Origin of the sequence: Nocardia sp. NPDC059195 (assembly GCF_042754695.1) — a bacterium.
In the GTDB taxonomy this organism is placed as follows: domain Bacteria; phylum Actinomycetota; class Actinomycetes; order Mycobacteriales; family Mycobacteriaceae; genus Nocardia.
The window spans coordinates 215,667-233,976 of sequence record NZ_JBHZBG010000002.1 but is presented as its reverse complement, the minus strand read 5'-3'; the positions used below and the strand labels follow the sequence as shown (position 1 = coordinate 233,976).

17 protein-coding genes are annotated in these 18,310 nt (G+C 68.1%); 11 read left to right on the top strand and 6 right to left on the bottom strand.

Going from position 1 to position 18,310, the window contains the following annotated elements; all coding sequences use genetic code 11:
* Nucleotides 1-52 precede the first annotated feature (52 nt).
* From ACFXKN_RS03780 to ACFXKN_RS03765, 4 genes are read left to right on the top strand one after another with little or no spacing between them, the layout of a single operon-like run.
* A complete protein-coding gene (locus ACFXKN_RS03780; RefSeq protein ID WP_379432297.1) occupies nt 53-1,708 on the top strand; it encodes a peptidoglycan DD-metalloendopeptidase family protein in 1,656 nt (551 codons plus the stop codon).
* Nucleotides 1,705-2,271, top strand: a complete 567-nt coding sequence (locus ACFXKN_RS03775; protein WP_378945360.1) for a hypothetical protein — start codon at nt 1,705-1,707, stop codon at nt 2,269-2,271. Before ACFXKN_RS03780 ends, ACFXKN_RS03775 begins: the two co-directional genes overlap by 4 nt.
* A gap of 31 nt (nt 2,272-2,302) precedes the next feature.
* Nucleotides 2,303-4,129: a type IV secretory system conjugative DNA transfer family protein gene (locus tag ACFXKN_RS03770; RefSeq protein ID WP_378945363.1), complete on the top strand. Its 1,827-nt coding sequence runs from the start codon at nt 2,303-2,305 to the stop codon at nt 4,127-4,129.
* Nucleotides 4,126-4,542: a DUF4913 domain-containing protein gene (locus ACFXKN_RS03765; protein WP_378945367.1), complete on the top strand. Its 417-nt coding sequence runs from the start codon at nt 4,126-4,128 to the stop codon at nt 4,540-4,542. Before ACFXKN_RS03770 ends, ACFXKN_RS03765 begins: the two co-directional genes overlap by 4 nt.
* Nucleotides 4,543-4,584: 42 nt before the next feature.
* On the opposite strand, the gene ACFXKN_RS03760 is transcribed toward ACFXKN_RS03765, so the two are convergent.
* Nucleotides 4,585-5,169 (bottom strand): hypothetical protein, encoded by a 585-nt coding sequence (locus ACFXKN_RS03760; RefSeq protein WP_379432296.1) that lies wholly within the window; start codon nt 5,167-5,169, stop codon nt 4,585-4,587.
* A gap of 239 nt (nt 5,170-5,408) precedes the next feature.
* Complete coding sequence (locus ACFXKN_RS03755) at nt 5,409-6,305, bottom strand: peptidylprolyl isomerase (protein ID WP_378945373.1); 897 nt, start codon at nt 6,303-6,305, stop codon at nt 5,409-5,411.
* 85 nt (nt 6,306-6,390) lie between these two features.
* Between ACFXKN_RS03755 and hisS the strand changes: the two genes are divergently transcribed.
* Together hisS and ACFXKN_RS03745 are read left to right on the top strand one after the other, a co-directional pair.
* Nucleotides 6,391-7,662 carry a histidine--tRNA ligase gene (gene hisS / locus ACFXKN_RS03750; RefSeq protein ID WP_378945376.1) on the top strand — a complete coding sequence of 424 codons (1,272 nt, stop codon included), beginning with the start codon at nt 6,391-6,393 and terminating at the stop codon, nt 7,660-7,662.
* Between the two features lie 168 nt (nt 7,663-7,830).
* Nucleotides 7,831-8,478, top strand: coding sequence for a hypothetical protein (locus tag ACFXKN_RS03745; protein WP_379432295.1), 648 nt, complete (start codon nt 7,831-7,833; stop codon nt 8,476-8,478).
* Nucleotides 8,479-8,517: 39 nt separating this feature from the next.
* Here the strand turns inward: ACFXKN_RS03745 and ACFXKN_RS03740 are convergent, their stop codons facing one another.
* A complete protein-coding gene (locus ACFXKN_RS03740) occupies nt 8,518-9,531 on the bottom strand; it encodes an Rv2578c family radical SAM protein (protein WP_378945383.1) in 1,014 nt (337 codons plus the stop codon).
* A gap of 213 nt (nt 9,532-9,744) precedes the next feature.
* On the opposite strand from ACFXKN_RS03740, the gene ACFXKN_RS03735 reads away from it, so the two are divergent.
* Complete coding sequence (locus tag ACFXKN_RS03735; protein ID WP_378945387.1) at nt 9,745-10,593, top strand: SGNH/GDSL hydrolase family protein; 849 nt, start codon at nt 9,745-9,747, stop codon at nt 10,591-10,593.
* Between the two features lie 12 nt (nt 10,594-10,605).
* On the opposite strand, the gene ACFXKN_RS03730 is transcribed toward ACFXKN_RS03735, so the two are convergent.
* Nucleotides 10,606-11,580, bottom strand: a complete 975-nt coding sequence (locus ACFXKN_RS03730; RefSeq protein ID WP_378945393.1) for an NAD-dependent epimerase/dehydratase family protein — start codon at nt 11,578-11,580, stop codon at nt 10,606-10,608.
* A gap of 192 nt (nt 11,581-11,772) precedes the next feature.
* On the opposite strand from ACFXKN_RS03730, the gene ACFXKN_RS03725 reads away from it, so the two are divergent.
* Together ACFXKN_RS03725 and ACFXKN_RS03720 are read left to right on the top strand one after the other, a co-directional pair.
* Nucleotides 11,773-12,090: a type VII secretion target gene (locus ACFXKN_RS03725; protein WP_378945397.1), complete on the top strand. Its 318-nt coding sequence runs from the start codon at nt 11,773-11,775 to the stop codon at nt 12,088-12,090.
* On the top strand, nt 12,087-13,718 hold the full coding sequence (locus tag ACFXKN_RS03720) for a hypothetical protein (RefSeq protein WP_378945401.1): 1,632 nt from the start codon (nt 12,087-12,089) through the stop codon (nt 13,716-13,718). Before ACFXKN_RS03725 ends, ACFXKN_RS03720 begins: the two co-directional genes overlap by 4 nt.
* A 57-nt stretch (nt 13,719-13,775) precedes the next feature.
* On the opposite strand, the gene ACFXKN_RS03715 is transcribed toward ACFXKN_RS03720, so the two are convergent.
* Together ACFXKN_RS03715 and ACFXKN_RS03710 are read right to left on the bottom strand one after the other, a co-directional pair.
* Nucleotides 13,776-14,270: a hypothetical protein gene (locus tag ACFXKN_RS03715; RefSeq protein WP_378945404.1), complete on the bottom strand. Its 495-nt coding sequence runs from the start codon at nt 14,268-14,270 to the stop codon at nt 13,776-13,778.
* A gap of 47 nt (nt 14,271-14,317) precedes the next feature.
* Nucleotides 14,318-15,241 carry a neutral zinc metallopeptidase gene (locus ACFXKN_RS03710; protein WP_378945407.1) on the bottom strand — a complete coding sequence of 308 codons (924 nt, stop codon included), beginning with the start codon at nt 15,239-15,241 and terminating at the stop codon, nt 14,318-14,320.
* Between the two features lie 208 nt (nt 15,242-15,449).
* On the opposite strand from ACFXKN_RS03710, the gene aspS reads away from it, so the two are divergent.
* Nucleotides 15,450-17,264, top strand: coding sequence for an aspartate--tRNA ligase (gene aspS, locus ACFXKN_RS03705; protein ID WP_378945410.1), 1,815 nt, complete (start codon nt 15,450-15,452; stop codon nt 17,262-17,264).
* A 76-nt stretch (nt 17,265-17,340) separates the two neighbouring features.
* On the top strand, nt 17,341-18,309 hold the full coding sequence (locus ACFXKN_RS03700) for a DUF389 domain-containing protein (protein WP_378945413.1): 969 nt from the start codon (nt 17,341-17,343) through the stop codon (nt 18,307-18,309).
* Nucleotide 18,310 lies beyond the last annotated feature (1 nt).

Sequence of the window (18,310 nt, the reverse complement as noted above, 5' to 3'; positions counted from 1 at the left end):
CGGCAGGCGTTGTTACAGTCGGCGCCCGGCGCGGTACCCGGGGAGGCGGCCGGTGAACTTCCGCACGATCATGATGACCTCGCTCGGCTCGGTCGTCGGATTGGTGGCGCTGGTGCTGGTGATCGTGCTGCCGTCTTCGGACGAGACCTGCGAGACCGGCGATGTGCTGGTCGGATCGTCGGTGCCCACACTGCCCCAACTGGGCGGTGACCATCGCGCGGGTGCGACCAGTGCTGCCGCACCTACCTCGAATCCGGCGGTCACCGGCACTCCGGTGCTGGCGGCCGGCGTCGGTCCGCTGCGGCGCACGCTGCCGCTCGAGATCGGCACATTCACCATCTCCGATGTGTTCGGTTCGCGCGGCGGCGATCACAAGGGCATCGATATGGCCGCCACCGACGGCACCACGATCTACTCGGTCTCCGATGGCCGCGTCGTCGCCGCCGGTGCCGCTTCGGGTTTCGGCAACTGGATCGTCGTGGATTCGGTCGACACCAACGGTCGCGCCTACTCCGCGGTCTACGGCCACATGTGGGACGCGGGCGTCAGAGTGCGCACCGGCCAGACGGTGACCGCGGGTCAGCCGATCGGGATGGTCGGTTCGGCGGGCGAATCCAGTGGCCCGCACCTGCATTTCGAGATCGTGCCCGGTGGCCGGTTCACCGGCGGCCGTCAGATCGACCCGATGCCGTGGCTCGACGGCGCACCGACCCCGGATGTCGGTGGCGCGCGGGCATTTTCGAGCGATCCGAACTGTGTGCGTGGATTCGGTAGTGCCGGTGGGGCACTGGCCGACGGGAAGGTGCCCGCCGAACTCGAGATCTGGTATCGCCGCGCGGGGACCGTATGCCCGGAGATCTCGTCGTCGCTGCTGGCCGCCCAGGCCAAGCAGGAGTCGGGATTCCGGCGCGGACTCACCTCGCCCGCTGGTGCCCAGGGCTTGGCCCAGTTCCTCCCGGGCACGGCGGCGAGTATCAATCCCGACGACGGTCAGCCCTACGTCATCGATGCCGACGGCAACGGTTCGGCCAGCGTGTGGGACGACGGCGACGCGATCATCGGCCAGGCCCGCTACATGTGCTCGATCGCCCACAAGATCGCCGGGTGGCTGGCCGCGGGGCGCGTCTCGGGCGATCTGACCGCACTCACCCTGGCCGGATACAACGCCGGTGAGGGCGCGGTGCTGTCCTCCGGTGGCATGCCCAATCAGTATGCGGCGCACTATTCCGAGACCAGGCCCTACGTCACCAACATCTTGTCGATGGAACCGCAGTACCGGGCGCCCGGCGCGCAAGGCCGATTCACCCCCGGGCAGGGGTCCGGCGGCGAACAGGTCGTCGAGGCCGCCCACGACTGGCTCGGCACACCGTACGTATGGGGTGGCGGCGGCGTGCAGGGACCGAGCGGTGGCGGTTTCGACGGGCCGGGACTGACCGCCGCGGCGGTGTTCGCCGCCTCCTCGGGCGCGGTCACGTTGCCGCGCACCGCCGAACAGCAATGGGAGGCCGGGCGGGAGGTACCGATCGCGAAGGCGGCGGCCGGTGATCTGGTGTTCAGCGGCTTCGGACGGCAGGGGCCGACCCAGGTCGGGATCTACGCGGGTAACGGTCAGGTGATCCAGGCGGTACCGCCGACGAGCAACCGCGGCGGCGGGGGTGTCGCCGAGGTGGCGGTGCCCGGCGACGCACGGGCGAGGAGGGTGTTGTGAGCGCGCGACCAGCGATAACCTGGTGGGAGAGAACACGAATCCGCACAACCGGGGCGGTGATGCTCGTGATGGTCCTGTTCTCGGTTCCCGCCTGCGGTGGCGACGCCGAGCCGACGCGGCCCGAGACCACCCCCACCACCCGCCTGCTCGAAGCCGCGGTCGACCCGACCACTCCCGACGGGGTCGCGGTCGTCGCCGTGCGCGAGGTCTACACCTGGAACCCCGCGACCGAGCAACCGGGATCCTCGCTGCAGCGCGCGCGAGAATGGCTGGGGCCCAGCATGATACGTATGCTGGACAGTTCGATCGGCGCCACCGAAACCCCGAAACCGTCGCTGCAGTGGGCCGACTGGGCGAAGGCGAAAGCGCACGTGGAGGCGTTCACCTTCGCCTCGGGGGAGCCGGCGCCCGCGAGCGCCGATCCCACCGTGGCGCAGTACAAGATCGGCATCGAACAAACGGTCGTCTACCCGAACGGACGCACCGAAGCCCTACCGCCGAGCACGGTCATCGCGACCGTGGTGCAGACGCCGCAAGGCTGGCGCCTCGACGCGTTCCGCTGACCACCAACCACGTCCACACAAGGAGGCACCCGTGGCGAAGAAGAAGGTGACGGATCCGGCCGCGGTCGGACCCGACACAACGCTGATCATGATCGTGTTCGGCTTCGCGGCGCTGTTCACCCTCGCCGCCGCCCTGCACCTGGGCAACGCGCTGGCGGTTGTGCCGCAGAGCATTCCGGCCAACCCGATTGCGGTGGTGGCCGATCTGGCGCGGGGCAAGCTGCACTGGCCGCGCGCGTCGACGGTGATCGTGCTGTTGGTGATCGCGACGGCCATCGCCTATGTGGTGATCCGCAAGCGGTTGAAGAAGCGGGCGGTCGCGGGGCGGTTGGCGATCGACGACAAAGCCGACCACATGGGTAGTGGCAGTGCGATCGGGTCGATCACCGAGGCCGGGGTCCGGGAGAAGGCGGCTGACCTCGGAATGAAGCTGGGCACCAACGATTCACCCGGTGTGCCTATCGGTATCGCGGTCGCGGACGGATCCCAGCTCTACGGCTCTTATGAAGACCTTCACCTCGATATTTGGGGCCCACGTCAGGGCAAGTCATCCTCACGAGTAATTCCGGCGATCCTCTCCGCGATCGGCCCGGTACTGGCGACATCGAATAAGCGTGACGTTGTCGACGCGACCCGTGATGTGCAGGAAGCCAAGGGCAGTCGCACCTTCGTGTTCGACCCGCAGGGCGTAGCCGGTGAACGACCCACGTGGTTCTGGGATCCGCTGGCATGGGTCAACCACCGCACCGAAGGCTGCGAGATGCGGGCGGCGCGGTTGGCCGGCCATTTCGCCGACGCGGAGACTGGCGCCAGTGCCGACGACAGTGACAGCTTTTTCGGCCCGGAGGCCGAGGATCTGCTCGCGGCGCTCTTCCTCGCGGCCGCGATCGCGGGAAAACCGATTACGCAGGTGTGGGAGTGGGTGACCAATCCGCAGGACACCGAGCCGATCCAACATCTGCGTGATGTGGGCCACCACTTCACCGCCTCCGGCCTGGCCATGCAGTACAACGCCGAACAGCGCACCAAGAGCGGTATCTTCGGGTACGCCAAGAAGATGATCCGCTGCCTGCAATTGTCGAATGTGCATCCCTGGATCACCCCGGGCAACGAAACTCGCAGACAATTCGACGAGCTCGAGTTCATCGAGCGCAACGGCACGCTGTATTGCCTGTCGCTCGAGGGGCGTGGGTCGGCCGCCCCGCTGGTCAGCGCGCTCACCGAGGCCGTCATCGACGTGGCCACGCGCAAAGCGTCGCAGTCCTCCGGTGGGCGGTTGCCGATCCCACTGCTGGCTGTGCTCGATGAAGCGGCCAACGTGGTGCGCTGGAAGGATCTGCCCAAGCAGTACAGCCACTTCGGCTCGCGCGGCATTGTGGTGATGACCGTGCTGCAGTCGTGGGCACAGGGTGCGCGCTGCTGGGGGGAGGACGGAATGAACGCGCTGTGGTCGGCCGCCAACATCAAGGTGCTCGGCAGTGGTGTCGACGATATGGCCTTTCTGCGCGACCGCTCCGAGGCCATCGGCGAGTACGACTCGATCTCGTCGTCGATGTCGCAGTCGGGCAACAGCAAAAGCTATTCGCGCTCGCTCTCGTCATCGGTGACGTTCACCGCGCAGGGCCTGGCGACGTTGCCACGTGGTCGCGCCATCGTCTTCACCTCCGGCCAGCCCGCAGTGCTCGTGCGGACGGTGCCGTGGTGGGAATCGAAATATGCCGACGCGGTCAAGGAATCGATCGCGTACAACGATCCGACACGCAAGACGCGCATCGACGACCTGTTCGGGTCGCCTACGCTCGCGAAATCCATTCCGCCGGACGAAATCGGTGAAGTCGAGGAGGTCAAGCCGCTGTGAGCGAAGATATTTCGGGTACAGGCAAGCAGGGACGGGTCTATGCCGGTGTGACCGAGTTCGTCGGCGAATATTTGAGCCAGCTCTACCAGCGTCAGGTCACCGATATCAGTGACACGGTGTGGTGCCCCGAATGGTGGCGCCACCCGGAGGCCGCCGTGCGCTTGGATGCGTTGTGGCAGGCGTGGGAGCACTATCGGATGAAGGGCGGCCCGGGCATCAGTGTGTGGTTCCTCGAACATGCCGACCCGCATATGACCAAGCTGTTCGACCCGCGTGGGCCGTTCAAGTACTGCAGTGTGCGCAACGGACACAAGGAAATGCTCTCCTCGTTGCCGTTGAAGAAACCGGACTTGGATCTATGGACCGAGCCGGAGAACGGGCTGTGGGACAAGGGAGATGCCCGCGGCGCATGACCTGAACCCGACCTCGGCGGCACCCGTCCGGGACCGCCGAGGTCAGCGGCCGCGTTCGACCCCGCGTTCGATTCCGAGTTCGATTCCGCGTTCCAGGCCACGTGCCCGCACCTGGGGGGTCCGGGTTGCTGCGTCGCGCAGACGGATCGCCTCATCCGGCGAGATTCCGTGGCCCATCTCGACCAGCATGCGCACTTGGCTCAGCTCCGGGGCAACGCCCGCCCGCTGCAGATGTGCCGCGATCGCCGCGCGCCGCTCGGTGGAGTCGTAGGCCGCTGCCTGTCCGACGTTGCTCGAGCTCCCGGTGGCGCTCGACGCGAAGGGGGAACCCGACTCCTTGTTGAGGCTGATGCCGCGCGATTCCACACCGCGTGATTCCACCGTGCGCGAACCCACCGACATCATCTGCACGAGTTCGATATTGCGTGGATCCTTGGCCTTGAGATCGCGCGCCTCGCGGATCTGCAGCTCCCGGGCTTCCTTCATCTTGGCCTCGATCGCCTTCGCGCGTGACTCGGCGTCTTTCTGACCGTGTTCACGCGACTTGAGGGCGACCAGGGTGGCCATCTGCAGCATGGTGCGCATCATGGACGCCGTTTCGCTGCCGATGTCGTCGAGTTCCGCCATGACTGCTCCCCGATGCTGCTGTGGAAGTGGACATCTGAGCCTACCGCGCGAAGGACACAGTGTGATGTCCGGCGGGTCCGGTGACGGCGGAGAAAATGCGGGTGGGCGGGTTGCGGGCCGAATTGATCGAAGGGTTGCCTAGCCTCTGATGATCTTCTTCGCACGTCGGGGCCCGAAAACCGGAAACGGACCGGACACGCGAGCGTGTCCGGTCCGTTTCGTCGTCGAGAAAAGCGGTGTCAGCCCACCTTGACAGAGTTGAACGAGATCGGGATGGCGGGTCCACCGTCTTCCGCGCCACCCTTGACGCCGCCGCCCGCGACCTTGTCCAAGGTGGCGAGTCCGGCCTCGTCGATCGTGCCGAAGATGGTGTAGTTCGGCGGCAGCTGGGTGTCGCCGAAGACCAGGAAGAACTGACTTCCGTTGGTGCCCTTGCCCTCGGGCGAGGTGCCCGCGTTGGCCATGGCGACCAGGCCGCGCTTGTAGTTCACCGGCTGCTGCAGTGCCGGGTCCTCGGCGGCGAACAGGTCGGTCGGGTACTCGTTGTCGAAGCTGTAGCCGGGGCCGCCCTTGCCGGTGGCCGTCGGGTCACCGCACTGCAGGATGCCGAAGCCCGGCGTTGCCACGATGCGGTGGCAGCTGGTCTTGTCGAAGTAGCCCTGCTGGGCCAGGCTCACCAGCGAGTTGACCGTGCACGGTGCCTGTGCGCTGTTGAGCGACAAACCGATCGGCCCCTGCGTGGAATCGATCGCGACCTTCACCTCGGGACCATCGGTGGCGACCGATGTCGTGGCGGGCGCGGTAACGGGCTTCGCGGGGGGCTCCTGGCCCACCGGGTAGCTGCAGTCGACGGTCGCGGGCTTGGCCGCGGGGGGCGGCGGACCGGGGATGTCCAGGGGAGTGTTGACGAACTGGGTGGTCGGCACGGCCGAGGACGTCTCGGCGTTCGTCGCCGCGTCGTCGTCGCCCCTGGTGAGGAAATACACGCCGGTCGCGGCGGCCGCGACGACTATCACACCCAGTACCGAGCCCGCGATCGTCAAGCGCTTGCGCTTCTTCTCCTGCTCGGCCCGTCGTACCAGCTGGCGCTCCAGCTTGCGCTTGGCCGCCGCCCGTCGCTGTTCGTTACTCGGCACTACCGCGTTCCTCCCGTGTCGTCAGGTTCGTCTAGAGGGTAACCGGTTGGACGCGGGGGGCGCCCGTGGGGAAAACTGGACCATCGTGACCAAGACCAGCAGCTTCACCGCCCCGAAGGGGGTCCCCGACTACCTGCCGCCCGGTTCGGCCGAGTTCGTCGCCGTACGCGACGGCTTGATCCACGCCGCCCGCCTCGCGGGGTACGGGCATGTCGAGCTGCCGGTATTCGAACAGACCACCCTGTTCGCACGGGGTGTCGGCGAGTCGACCGACGTGGTCAGCAAGGAGATGTGGACCTTCGCCGACCGCAACGGGGAAAGCTTCACCCTGCGTCCCGAAGGCACCGCGGGCGTGATGCGCGCGGTGATCCAGCACGGTCTGGACAAGAGCGGTCAGCTGCCGGTGAAGCTCTGCTACGCCGGACCGTTCTTCCGGTACGAGCGCCCGCAGGCCGGTCGCTACCGACAGCTGCAGCAGGTCGGCATAGAAGCCATCGGCATCGACGATCCGGCACTGGACGCCGAGGTCATCGCGATCGCCGACGCCGGTTTCCGCTCGCTGGGCTTGGACGGATTCCGGCTCGAGATCACCTCACTCGGCGACGAGACGTGCCGTCCGCAGTACCGCGAACTGCTCCAAGAGTTCCTCCTCGGGCTGCCCCTCGACGAGGAAACCCAGCGCCGCGCGCTGATCAACCCGCTGCGCGTGCTCGACGACAAGCGTCCCGAAGTTCGCGAGCTGACCGCGAACGCGCCGCTGATGATCGACCACCTCTCGGAGTCGGCGAAGGCCCACTTCGAGCAGGTGCTTGCCCACCTCGACGCGCTCGGGGTGCCGTATGTGGTGAACCCGCGCATGGTGCGCGGCCTGGACTACTACACCAAGACCACGTTCGAATTCGTGCACGATCAGCTCGGCGCGCAGTCGGGCATCGGTGGCGGTGGGCGCTACGACGGATTGATGGCCGAACTCGGCGGACAGCCGCTGTCGGGCATCGGTTTCGGGATCGGTGTCGACCGGACCGTGCTGGCACTCGCGGCGGAGGGCAAGTCGGCGGCCGATCCGGCGCGCTGCCAGGTCTACGGCGTCGCGCTCGGTGACGCTGCCAAAGCGAAGCTGGTCACGCTGGCCGGCGAGCTGCGCGCTGCCGACATCAGTGTCGACCTGGCCTACGGCGGACGTGGGATGAAGGGCGCGATGAAGGGCGCCGACCGTTCGGGGGCGAAGTACACCCTTGTGCTCGGCGATCGCGATCTCGCCGAGAACACGATCGGCGTCAAGGAGATGGCGACGGGCGAGCAGCGGTCCGTCCCGCTCGACGGCGTAGTCGCGGTGCTGCGCGAGGAACTCGGGTAGTCGGCTCGGCGCTGGGCGATCGAACCGCTGTCCGGGTGGCCGCGCGGCGCGGCGTTATCGAGCGCGGAGTTGGATCACCGACTCCGCGCTCGGCTGCTGCGGCCGGTGGGGCGCGGTAATCTGACCGCGCCTCACGCCGGGCGGGCCGGTGGGGGTGGAGAGGCACTCGTGGACGGGCAGTCCGGGCAGTCGGCGGCGACGGAACCGGTCGGTATCGACCTGGTGGCGCCCGAGGTGTTCGCGCCGATGTTGCGCAGGCTCGCGCTGGCCGCGTTCGGCGTCGGCGTCGGGGCGGGGTTGCTGTCGGCGGTATGGCTGAGCTGGCCGTACGCGATCCTCATCGGACTGGTGGTCGCGGTCCCGACCATCGGCTATGTGTTCGCGTTCCAGCGTCGGCGAATGTGGTTGAGCGGCACCGTGATCCGCGCACACCGGCTGTTCGGTGAACACACTGTCGACCTCGTCGACGCCACCGGCGTGCACCTGCTGGTGTACCCGGCCCGGCTCAGCCGCATCGTCTTGCGGGTCACCGCGGGCGGCGACACCCAGTTGGTGCCACTGGCGATGTACACCGACGTGGGCAGCGGCCGCGAACTGCACCTACTCGGCTTGCGCAAACTCGCCGACGCGCTCGCCGCCAGCGAACTCGTCGCCGCCATCGCGATCTCGGAAGTGCTCGTGCGGCAGTTGCGTGCCGAGGCCCGCGACGCCGGTCTCGACGAACGCCCGCTGTACAACGCCGTGCAGTCGGTGCGCGGCAGGGACAGTGTCTCGCCGGTGGTGCTCACCGATTCCGAGGTCGCCGCACTCGGCTGAGCCTCGCCGTTCGCGGACGGCGCTGTGGTCGAACCCGGGTCAGCCGAAGAGGGCGAGCTGCGCGTCCTGCGGTGTGGGTGGGGGAGCGGGTGGGGTGGTGGGGCCTTGGATTCGGCGCAGGCCGTGGTGGTCGAGGAGGGGGTTCACGCGGTCGCGCAGCCAGTCGCGATAGAGAGGGGTGACGTTGCCGCCGCGGGCGTACAGCTGGCGGTAGCGGCGCATGAGTGCGGGGTGTTCGGTGCCGAGCCAGGTGAGGAACCAGTCTCGGGTGGGGCCGCGCAGGTGCATCGGGAAGGCCATGGCGCTGGTCGCGCCCGCGTCGGCGATCGCCGCGAACAGGGCCTCGAGGTGGGCTCGGCTGTCGGTGAGACAGGGGATGATCGGCGCCGCCATGACGTGGACGGTGAAGCCGGCCTCGGCCAGTGCGCGGACCAGGTCGAGTCGGGCGCGGGGTTCGGGCGTGCCGGGTTCGAGGCTGTGGTGCAGGTCGGGATCGAGGATGGCGATCGACACCGCGACACTCACCTCGACCCGCCGGGCCGCCTCGGTGAGCAGCGGGAGATCGCGGCGCAGCAGGGGACCTTTGGTGAGGATGGAGAAGGGGGTGCCCGAATCGGCGAGTGCGGAGATGATGCCGGGCATCAAGCGGTATCGGCCCTCGGCGCGCTGATACGGGTCGGTGTTCGTGCCGAGCGCCACCGCCTCGCGCTGCCAGGACCGTCGCATGAGTTCGCGGCGCAGTACCGCGGCGATATTGGTTTTCACCACGATCTCGGAATCGAAATCCTCGCCCGCGTCGAGGCCGAGATACTCGTGGCTGCCACGCGCGAAGCAGTAGCGGCAGGCGTGTGAGCAGCCGCGCATGGGGTTGATCGTCCAGCGGAAGGGCAGAGCGGAGCTCTCGGGCATCTTGTTCAGCGCGCTCTTGCACAGCACCTCGTGGAAGGTGATGCCGTCGAACTCGGGGGTGCGGACGGAGCGAACCAGCCCGGCCCTGGTCAGGCCTGGCAATGCGCCGTCATCGGCGCCTAGGGTCTGGGCTTGCCACCGCACCCAACGAGTCGAACATGCGTTCGACTGCGTTGTCAAGCGTGACTCGGCCCCTCCGCCGATGGCACGATCAATTGGCTGAGCCACTGATGCGCCGCCACCGTGGATGGGCAGGGCTTCGGCGGTGTCATTCGTTCGCGGCGCGGGTAAAATGGCTGATGACGGACCGTTCGGCCCGGCGGTCTGTGGTGTCGGTGTCCAGGTAAGAAGTGTTCGATGGAAAGGCCGTTGCTCGTCGCGGTCGTCGCTCAACTCGTCGTCGGCCTGCTGTTTCCGGGTGCCGCCTCGGCGCCCGCGATGTCCTATGTCGCGCTCGGTGATTCCTACACCGCCGCGCCGGGGCTGCTCGAACCGGTGCCGGGCAGTCCGCCGTTGTGTACCCGATCGGTGTCGAACTATCCGCATCGGCTGGCCGCGGCGACGGGGTGGGAGCTCACCGATGTCAGCTGTGCGTCGGCAGCCACCGCGCACATGACCACCGCCCAATATCCCGATCAGCCACCGCAATTCGACGCGCTGTCGCCACGGACCAGGGTCGTCACCTATCAGATAGGCGGCAATGACGACAATCTGTTCCAGACGATGGTCATGTCATGTATCGCGGTCAATCTCGGTAATGCCGCCGATGTCGGCGCACCGTGCCGCGACACCTGGGGGTCGCGGTTCAGCGACGACATCGCGGTCAACGAGCCCGCGATGGGTGCCGCCATCGCGCGCATCGCGACACTCGCCCCGAACGCGCGCGTGTACGTCGTCGGATATCCGGCGGTACTGCCCGAATCGGGGCGCTGCTATCCCCAGATCCCGCTCAGCACCGGCGATATCGCCTATGCGCGGGGTGTCGAACAGGAGCTCAACGCCGCGTTGCGGCGACAGGCCGAAGCCAACGGCGCGAGCTATGTCGACATCTACACCCCGGGCATCGGGCACGACGCTTGCCGTGATGCCGCGACGCGGTGGGTCGAGCCGCCGGTGCCGGGTCAGCTCAACGCGACACCGGTGCACCCCAACGCCGCGGGGCAGCAGGCGACGGCGGACGTCATCCGCGAAGCGGTGGCGGCGTAGGGGTGTACGGGGTCAGACGGTGCGCGGTGCGCGCAGGAAGTCGACCAGATCGGCGATGGTTTCCTCGGTCGGGCGAGGACGGTAGCCGAGTTCGCGTTCGGCCTTGCCGTGATCGACGATCGGCGCCGAGAGCAGCGCGCCGAGTGCGGCCTTGGACAGGACGTCGGAGCCGAGGCGCCTGCTGATCGGCTCGAGTACCGGCAGCAGCGCGCCGAGTGCCTTCGCGGGAACGGCGAAGCGTGGACCTTTGGCGCCGGTGCGAGCCGCCGCGATCCGGCAGAAGTCGATCATCGTGGTCATCTCGCCGCCGAGCAGGTAGTTCTCACCGGTGCGGCCCTTCTCGCCGGCGAGGATCAGGCCCTGCGCGACGTCGCGCACGTCGACCAGGTCGAAGCCACCGCCGATCATCACCGGAACCTTGCCGCGCATCGCCTGGGCGGCGATGGTGTTCAGTCGCGACAGTCGCTCGGGGTGATCGACCGGGCCGTAGACGCCGGTCGGATTCACGATCACCGCGTCGAGCCCACGCTCGATCACTGGGCGCAAGGCCAGTTCGCCGGACCATTTCGACCGGTCGTACACCGGCAGGCCGGGATCGTCGGAGCGGCTGGAGGTCTCGTCGATGTGTCCGCCTGCCCGATACTGATCGAAGGCGTGGATCGAGCTGGTGTGCACGAACCGGCGCACACCCGATTCCAGCGCCGCCTCGGCGGTGACGCGCACGCCTTCGGTGTTCACCCGCCACGCGAGATCGTTGCGTTCGGCGAGGGTGATCAACGCGACGAGGTGGTAGACCACCTCGGTGCCCGCCAGTGCCGCACGCATCGACGCTGGGTCGAGCACGTCGCCGTCGACCCAGGTCACGGCCGGATCGGCGGTGGTAGGGGCTGCGCGGTCGATCGCGACGACCTCGTGGCCGCGCTCGAGGAGCAGAGGGATCAAGTTGGTACCGAGGTAGCCGGCTGCGCCGGTCACTGCGACCTTCATGTGCCCGAGGATATAGAACATGTTCTAGTTTTGAAAGTGGACCACGCGGATCGAAGGTGGCACGACTCGAAAACTGTCGGGGAGTTCGGCTATATTTGGCGCCAATCGCAGTTGGATGGTCGCGTCGGGAGTTTCGCGTCCGTCGCTCGCTTCTGTCGAGCAGACTTTTCACGACGAGTTGGGGGATTTCGCATGACCGATCTCTCGGTGCAAACCGAAGAGGTCGCTGCGTTCGCGGCGACCAATGGCGGAGTGGCGGCACAGGTCGCCGCGGCGGGCAATATCGACCTGGTTGCCAGCGTGTCGGCGGCCACGCCGGTGTTCGGCCTCATCGGCGCCGACTACCTCGCGATGTTCGCGGCCGCGCAAGCGTTGCAGGCCAAGGACATCAACGATCTGTCGGCCAAGTTCAGCTCACTCTCCGACGCGGCCTTCAAGTCGTCGGTGACCTTCGAGACGACCGATATCGACAATGCCGCCCAACTCGCACGTCAGGCTGCCGGCCTGTGAAGCCGCTGAGTTCGGACGCGGGTGTCATCGCTCCCGACGCCGCCATGGCCGCTGCCGATGCTGATGCCGCGTCGGTGATGGGCGCGGCACCTCTCGACTCGCAGGCGATCCTGGATGTGTCGCTGATGCAGGTGCCCGAGGAGGCCGCCGAGACCGAGGAAGCGGCCTTCACGCTCGCGCAGAAGATCACCGACGAAGCCCAGAACGGCAGCATGTCGCCCGCCGGGTTGGGTGGGCTCGGTGGCCTCGGCACCGGCATGCAGCCCCAAGACATCCTGTCCGGCGTCTCCGACGATGCCTCGTCCGCGCTCAGCGGCTTGCAGGGCACGGTGGCGCAGGTCGCGGCGCCCGCGTCGGCCGCCGCGCTGACAGCGTTCGACCAGGCCAAGGCCGCGCTCACCGGTACCTCGGGCGCCGGTGCCGCGAGCACCTCCGGCGCGAGCACGTCCGCCGCCGCGACGACGCTGACCGAAGACCCGGTCGCCGCGCTGATGAGCGGACTGTCGCTGCCCGCGCTGCCCGGCATCGACACCCTGTTCCAGCCGTTCCTCGACCTGCTCAGCAGCTTCGGTACCGGAGTCTTCAGCTCGCTGGACCCCACCGCGATCCTGAGCAGCTCCTCCGCGGTCATCGAACAGGCGATGAGCCTGGCCCAAGGTGGGGTGAAGACCGTCCAGCAGTTGTGGGAAGGCGAGGCCGCCGACGCGGCGACCACCGCCAGCCAGCAGGCTCAGACCCAGGGGCAGGACACCAGCCAGCGCGGCATCGACATCTCCGCGCTCACCCAGCAGGCAGCCGCTGTCGTCCAGACCGGCAACGCGCAGCTCACCACGATCGCCACCACCTTCGCGGCCCAGGCCACCGCGCTCGCGCCGACCATCATGCTGCCGCCGACCCAAGCCACCCTGATCGGCTTGGCCACCACGCATCTCGGTGAAGCGGTGTCGGTCGTGAACGTCACGCGTGGGCAGTTGATGGGCTACACCGGCGAACTCAGCGGCGTCGTCGGGCAACTCGCCAGCCAGAGCGGCCTGCCCTCGCCTGACGAAGTCCTGTCCGCGGCCTCGGAGAACATCGGCGAACCGCTGCTCACCCAGGCAGAGGAAGCCCTCACCGGCGGCGATTCCTCCACCACCGCGGCGAGCACCACCGCGGGCACCACCACTGCTGGCTCGACGACACCGTCGAGCCTCGGCACCGGTGGTTCCGGTGGCAGCGGCGGTGGCTCCGGTGCCTCGCTCGGTGCGCTCGGCACCGCGCGCGGTGGCGCGGGCGGTGGCGCGGGCGGCAGTACCGGTGGCACGCCGAGCGCGGGCACGCCGAAGACCACGGCGGCCGTGCCGGGCGCGGCGGTTCCCGCGTCGGGCCGTGCGATGACCGGTCTGATGGGCTCGGGTACCACCACGGCCGCGAGCACCGGCGGTAGCTCCGGCATGATGGGCGGCGGCGCGGGAGCGGGCGCGGGCCGTGGCAACAACGAGGAAGAACACGGTCGTACCGTGCAGCCCTACCAGAGCCGCACCGGCAACGACGATCTCACCGGCCCGCTGGGCGAATCCACGCCCGATGTCATCGGCGCCGTCCACGAGGACGAACGCGACGAGGACGCGACCGCAGACCGGTTCTGACCGACCAGGGCCTCGCCGGTGGAAACCGGCGAGGCCCTGCGGGTCAGCGTCGAACGATCAGCTCTTGAAGGCGTCGACAAGCTTCTTGTAGAGGTCGGTGAAGCGCTTGCGGGCGGCCTTCTGCTCCGGGTTGAGGCCTTCGGACGCCTCGGGGGAGTAGATCACCAGGTGGGCTTCGTCGGCCGGATCGTCGGGCATCAGGTCGATGATCTGGGTGCCCTTGTTTTCACCTGCCGGCATCCCGAAATCGATGTCCTTCAGCGCGTTGATCTCCTCGCGCGCGGCCGAGATCACGTCGGGGGCGACCTTTCCGGTCACCTTCTTGGGCGCGGTCTCGGGTTTGCGGTCCTTGCTCACGGCATCGGGCATGTGCACCGCCTTGCCATCGGGAAAGACCTGCAAGACCGGGCGCAGGTCGGTGCGCTGCGACCAGCCGTCGGGGATCGTGGTCAGGCTCACCAGCGGTAGTGGCGCCGGATCGGCATGGGCGAGTGCGCTCGCGCCGGGTAGGGCGAGAGCGCAGACGAGCAGTCCGGTCAGGGTCGGGCGCATGGGTTCCCCTCGATCGAAAGACAGTGCGTGGGTATCGCGTTCGGGGGTCAGCGTAGCCCGGGCGGGTTGTCGAGGTCACGCGCGGAATAGGTGTCGCAGGACTGCACCGACCCGGTCCGGTACCCGACGAGGAACCATTTCTGTCGCTGATCCGATGACCCGTGGGTCCATGACTCGGGATTGACGCCGCGACCCGCTGAGCGCTGGATGCGGTCGTCGCCGACGGCATTGGCGGCCGACAGCGCGTCGCGAATGTCCTTGTCGGACAGGGGCTTCAGGAAGGGCTGCCCGCCGCCCGGTGAGGGTTGCTTGTCGGCGAAGTTGGCCCAGATGCCCGCGTAGCAGTCGGCCTGCAGTTCGGTGCGCACCGCACCCGAGGTCGCACCCTGCGGATCGCGCTGGGCCTTACCGATATCGCCGAGCTGGTTCTGGATGTGGTGGCCGACCTCGTGCGCGACCACGTACTCCTGCGCCAGCGGTCCCGCGCTCGCGCCGAAGCGGTCGGTCAGTTCCTGGAAGAAGGCGGTGTCGAAGTAGGCGGTCTGGTCGGCGGGACAGTAGAACGGGCCGACATCACTGGTGGCATTACCGCACGCGGTGCTCACGGCACCGGTGAACAGCACCAGTTCGGGCTGCACGTATCTCTTGCCGGTCTGTTCGGGCAGCTGCACCGACCACACCGCGTCCAGGCTCTGCGCGGTGGCCACCACCCGGCAGTCGACGTACTTGTTCGCGTCGGCGCCGGTCTTGCAGTGGGTCGGCGTCCCCGCGGTCCCCGGCTGCGGCTGCTCGCCCTGCGCGCCGGTGAAGTTGCCGAGCACCGACCCCGGATCGCCACCCATGAGCAAGGTGATCACCAACAGGATCAGGCCGCCCGCGCCGCCGCCGAGGGCGAGTTTGCCGCCCGTGCCGGGTCCGCCACCCGAGGAAGCCCGGCCGGGATCGATCTGCATACCTTCGTTGAAGGTCATCGCGTACTCGCCTTCGCTCGGATGTCGGGCTGCCTCACAGCATGATTCACCGTCGGCGGGACCAGCGACGGCGAACAAGTGTCACAAGCTTGACACGGTCGGGTAGATATCGGTTTTCACTCGGGCACCGTGTCTCACTACGATGGCAGTGCACCCGGACATCCGCGCCGGTGCGACAAGTCCGCGAAAGTCTGTCGAAAGGAATACCGTGCTGCGCACCCACTTGGCTGGTTCGCTGCGAGGCGAGCACGCCGGTCAGACCGTCACCCTCACCGGCTGGGTGGCGAGGCGTCGTGACCACGGTGGTGTGACCTTCATCGATCTGCGCGACGCTTCTGGCGTCTCGCAGGTGGTTTTCCGCGAGGGCGAGGCGGCCGAACAGGCCCACAAGCTGCGCGCGGAATTCTGTGTGCAGGTCACCGGTGTGGTGGAACGGCGTCCCGACGGCAACGAGAACCCGGAGCTGCCGACCGGGCAGATCGAGGTCGACGCCAAGGAACTGGTCGTGCTCAACGAGAGCGCGCCGCTGCCGTTCCAGCTCGACGAGACCCCCGGCGACGAGGCCCGCCTCAAGCACCGCTACCTCGACCTGCGCCGCGAAGGTCCCGGCCACGCCATCCGGCTGCGGTCCAAGGTCAACGCCGCCGCCCGCAACGTGCTGGCCGGCCACGACTTCGTCGAGGTCGAGACTCCCACGCTCACCCGCTCCACCCCCGAGGGTGCGCGCGACTTCCTGGTTCCCGCGCGCCTGCAGCCGGGCAGCTTCTATGCACTGCCGCAGAGCCCGCAGCTGTTCAAGCAGCTGCTCATGGTCGGTGGCATCGAGCGCTACTACCAGATCGCGCGCTGCTACCGCGACGAGGACTTCCGTGCCGACCGTCAGCCGGAGTTCACTCAGCTCGACATCGAGATGAGCTTCGTGCGTCAGGACGATGTGATCCTGCTGGCCGAGGACATCCTGACCGCGCTGTGGAAGCTGGTCGGCCACGACATCGTCACCCCGATCCCGCACATGACCTACGCGGAGTCGATGCGGCGCTACGGCTCCGACAAGCCCGACCTGCGTTTCGGCGTCGAGATCACCGAGCTCACCGACTACTTCAAGGACACGACCTTCCGGGTGTTCCAGTCGGAATACGTCGGCGCGGTCGTGATGCCCGGTGGCGCGAGCCAGCCGCGACGTCAGCTCGATGCCTGGCAGGAGTGGGCGAAGCAGCGTGGCGCCAAGGGCCTGGCCTACATCCTGATCAACGAAGACGGCACCCTGGGCGGTCCGGTTGCCAAGAACCTGACCGACGCGGAACGTGACGGCCTGGCCAAGCAGGTCGGCGCCGAGCCGGGCGACTGCGTGTTCTTCGCCGCCGGTGCGGTGAAGTCGAGCCGTGCCCTGCTCGGTGCCGCACGTGGCGAGATCGCCCGCAAGTGCGACCTCATCGACCCGAACGCCTGGGCCTTCGTCTGGATCGTCGACGCCCCGATGTTCGAGCCGACCGCCGAGGCGACCGCCAGCGGTGACGTCGCCCTCGGCTACTCGGCCTGGACCGCGGTGCACCACGCGTTCACCTCGCCCAAGCCGGAGTCCCTGGACACCTTCGACACCGACCCCGGTGCCGCGCTGGCTTACGCCTACGACATCGTCTGCAACGGCAACGAGATCGGTGGCGGTTCTATCCGTATCCACCGTCGCGATGTGCAGGAACGCGTGTTCGCGGTGATGGGCATCGACCACGCCGAAGCCCAGGACAAGTTCGGCTTCCTGCTCGACGCGTTCGCCTACGGCGCCCCGCCGCACGGCGGCATCGCCTTCGGCTGGGACCGCATCACCGCGCTGCTGGCCGGCGAGGACTCGATCCGCGAGGTGATCGCGTTCCCGAAGACCGGTGGCGGTGTCGACCCGCTCACCGACGCGCCCGCGCAGATCACCGCGCAGCAGCGTAAGGAAGCGGGCATCGACGCCAAGCCCGAGGTCAAGGCCAAGGGCGACGCCACCGCCGCGCCGAAAGTTGTTCCGGCCGAGAAATAGCGGTCATCGAGGATAGCCCGGTACCTTCTGGTCAGTTCCCGTATCGCCACCGGCGATACCGATCAGAAGGGCACCGGTGCTACATCTTCGCGTGATCAGCCCGCCCGAGCAGACCGACGAGCTGGTGCGGATGCTCGAAGCCGACGCCGGCGTCACCCACCTGACGGTGATGCGCGGCGTCGCGCTCGACCCCGTGGGCGATCTCGTCCAGGCCGACGTGGCCCGGGAGGCGGGCAACACGGTGCTCGCCGACGTGAAGTCGCTCGGCATCGTCGAGCACGGCGGAATCACCCTCGGCCCGGTCACCGCGGTGCTCTCCGATGCCGCGGACCGCGCCGTCCGCGCGGCGCCCGGCGATCCGAGTGACGCGGTGATCTGGGAGCAACTGCTCAAGGAAACCCACGAGGAATCCTCGCTCAACGCCACCTTCGTCGCGTTCCTGACCATCGCCTGCCTGCTCGCCGCGATCGGTGTGGCGACCAACTCGCCGGTCACCATCGTCGGCGCGATGGTGGTCGGCCCGGAGTTCGGTCCCCTGGCAGCGCTCTCGGTGGCGCTGGTGCGCCGCAACTGGCGGCTGGCGCGGCGCTCCGTGATCGCGTTGGCGGTGGCGTTCCCGATCGCGATGGTGGTCACTCTCGGCGCGACGATCGTGTGGGAGAAGCTCGGCTGGATCACCACCGCGGGTGTGATCGACGCGCACAGCGTCGACTTCATCTACGAAGTCGGTCCGTTCTCCCTGGTCGTGGCCTTGCTCGCCGGTGCGGCGGGCATGCTGTCGCTGGTCACCGCGAAGTCGGCGGCCCTGATCGGGGTCTTCATCTCGGTGACGACCGTGCCCGCCGCCGGGTACGCGGTGGTGGCGGCCACGCTCGGACAATGGCACCGGGCGTTCGAGTCGGCGGGGCAGCTCGCGGTGAACCTGGTCGGCATTGTGATCGCCGGGGTGCTGGTGCTCGAGCTGCGGCCGAAGGCGGGCGACGACAAGGGCCCGATCGGCCGATTCAAGCGGGCCATCGGCATGCGGAGCGCGCTCGAACGCTGAC

Excerpts from the sequence above, each read along its gene's own strand:
- ACFXKN_RS03725 (WP_378945397.1), top strand. The coding sequence starts at position 11,773 with ATGACCGATCTCTCGGTGCAAACCGAAGAGGTCGCTGCGTTCGCGGCG.
- ACFXKN_RS03715 (WP_378945404.1), bottom strand. The coding sequence starts at position 14,270 with ATGCGCCCGACCCTGACCGGACTGCTCGTCTGCGCTCTCGCCCTACCC.
- ACFXKN_RS03710 (WP_378945407.1), bottom strand. The coding sequence starts at position 15,241 with ATGACCTTCAACGAAGGTATGCAGATCGATCCCGGCCGGGCTTCCTCG.
- ACFXKN_RS03735 (WP_378945387.1), top strand. The coding sequence starts at position 9,745 with ATGGAAAGGCCGTTGCTCGTCGCGGTCGTCGCTCAACTCGTCGTCGGC.
- ACFXKN_RS03760 (WP_379432296.1), bottom strand. The coding sequence starts at position 5,169 with ATGGCGGAACTCGACGACATCGGCAGCGAAACGGCGTCCATGATGCGC.
- ACFXKN_RS03730 (WP_378945393.1), bottom strand. The coding sequence starts at position 11,580 with ATGAAGGTCGCAGTGACCGGCGCAGCCGGCTACCTCGGTACCAACTTG.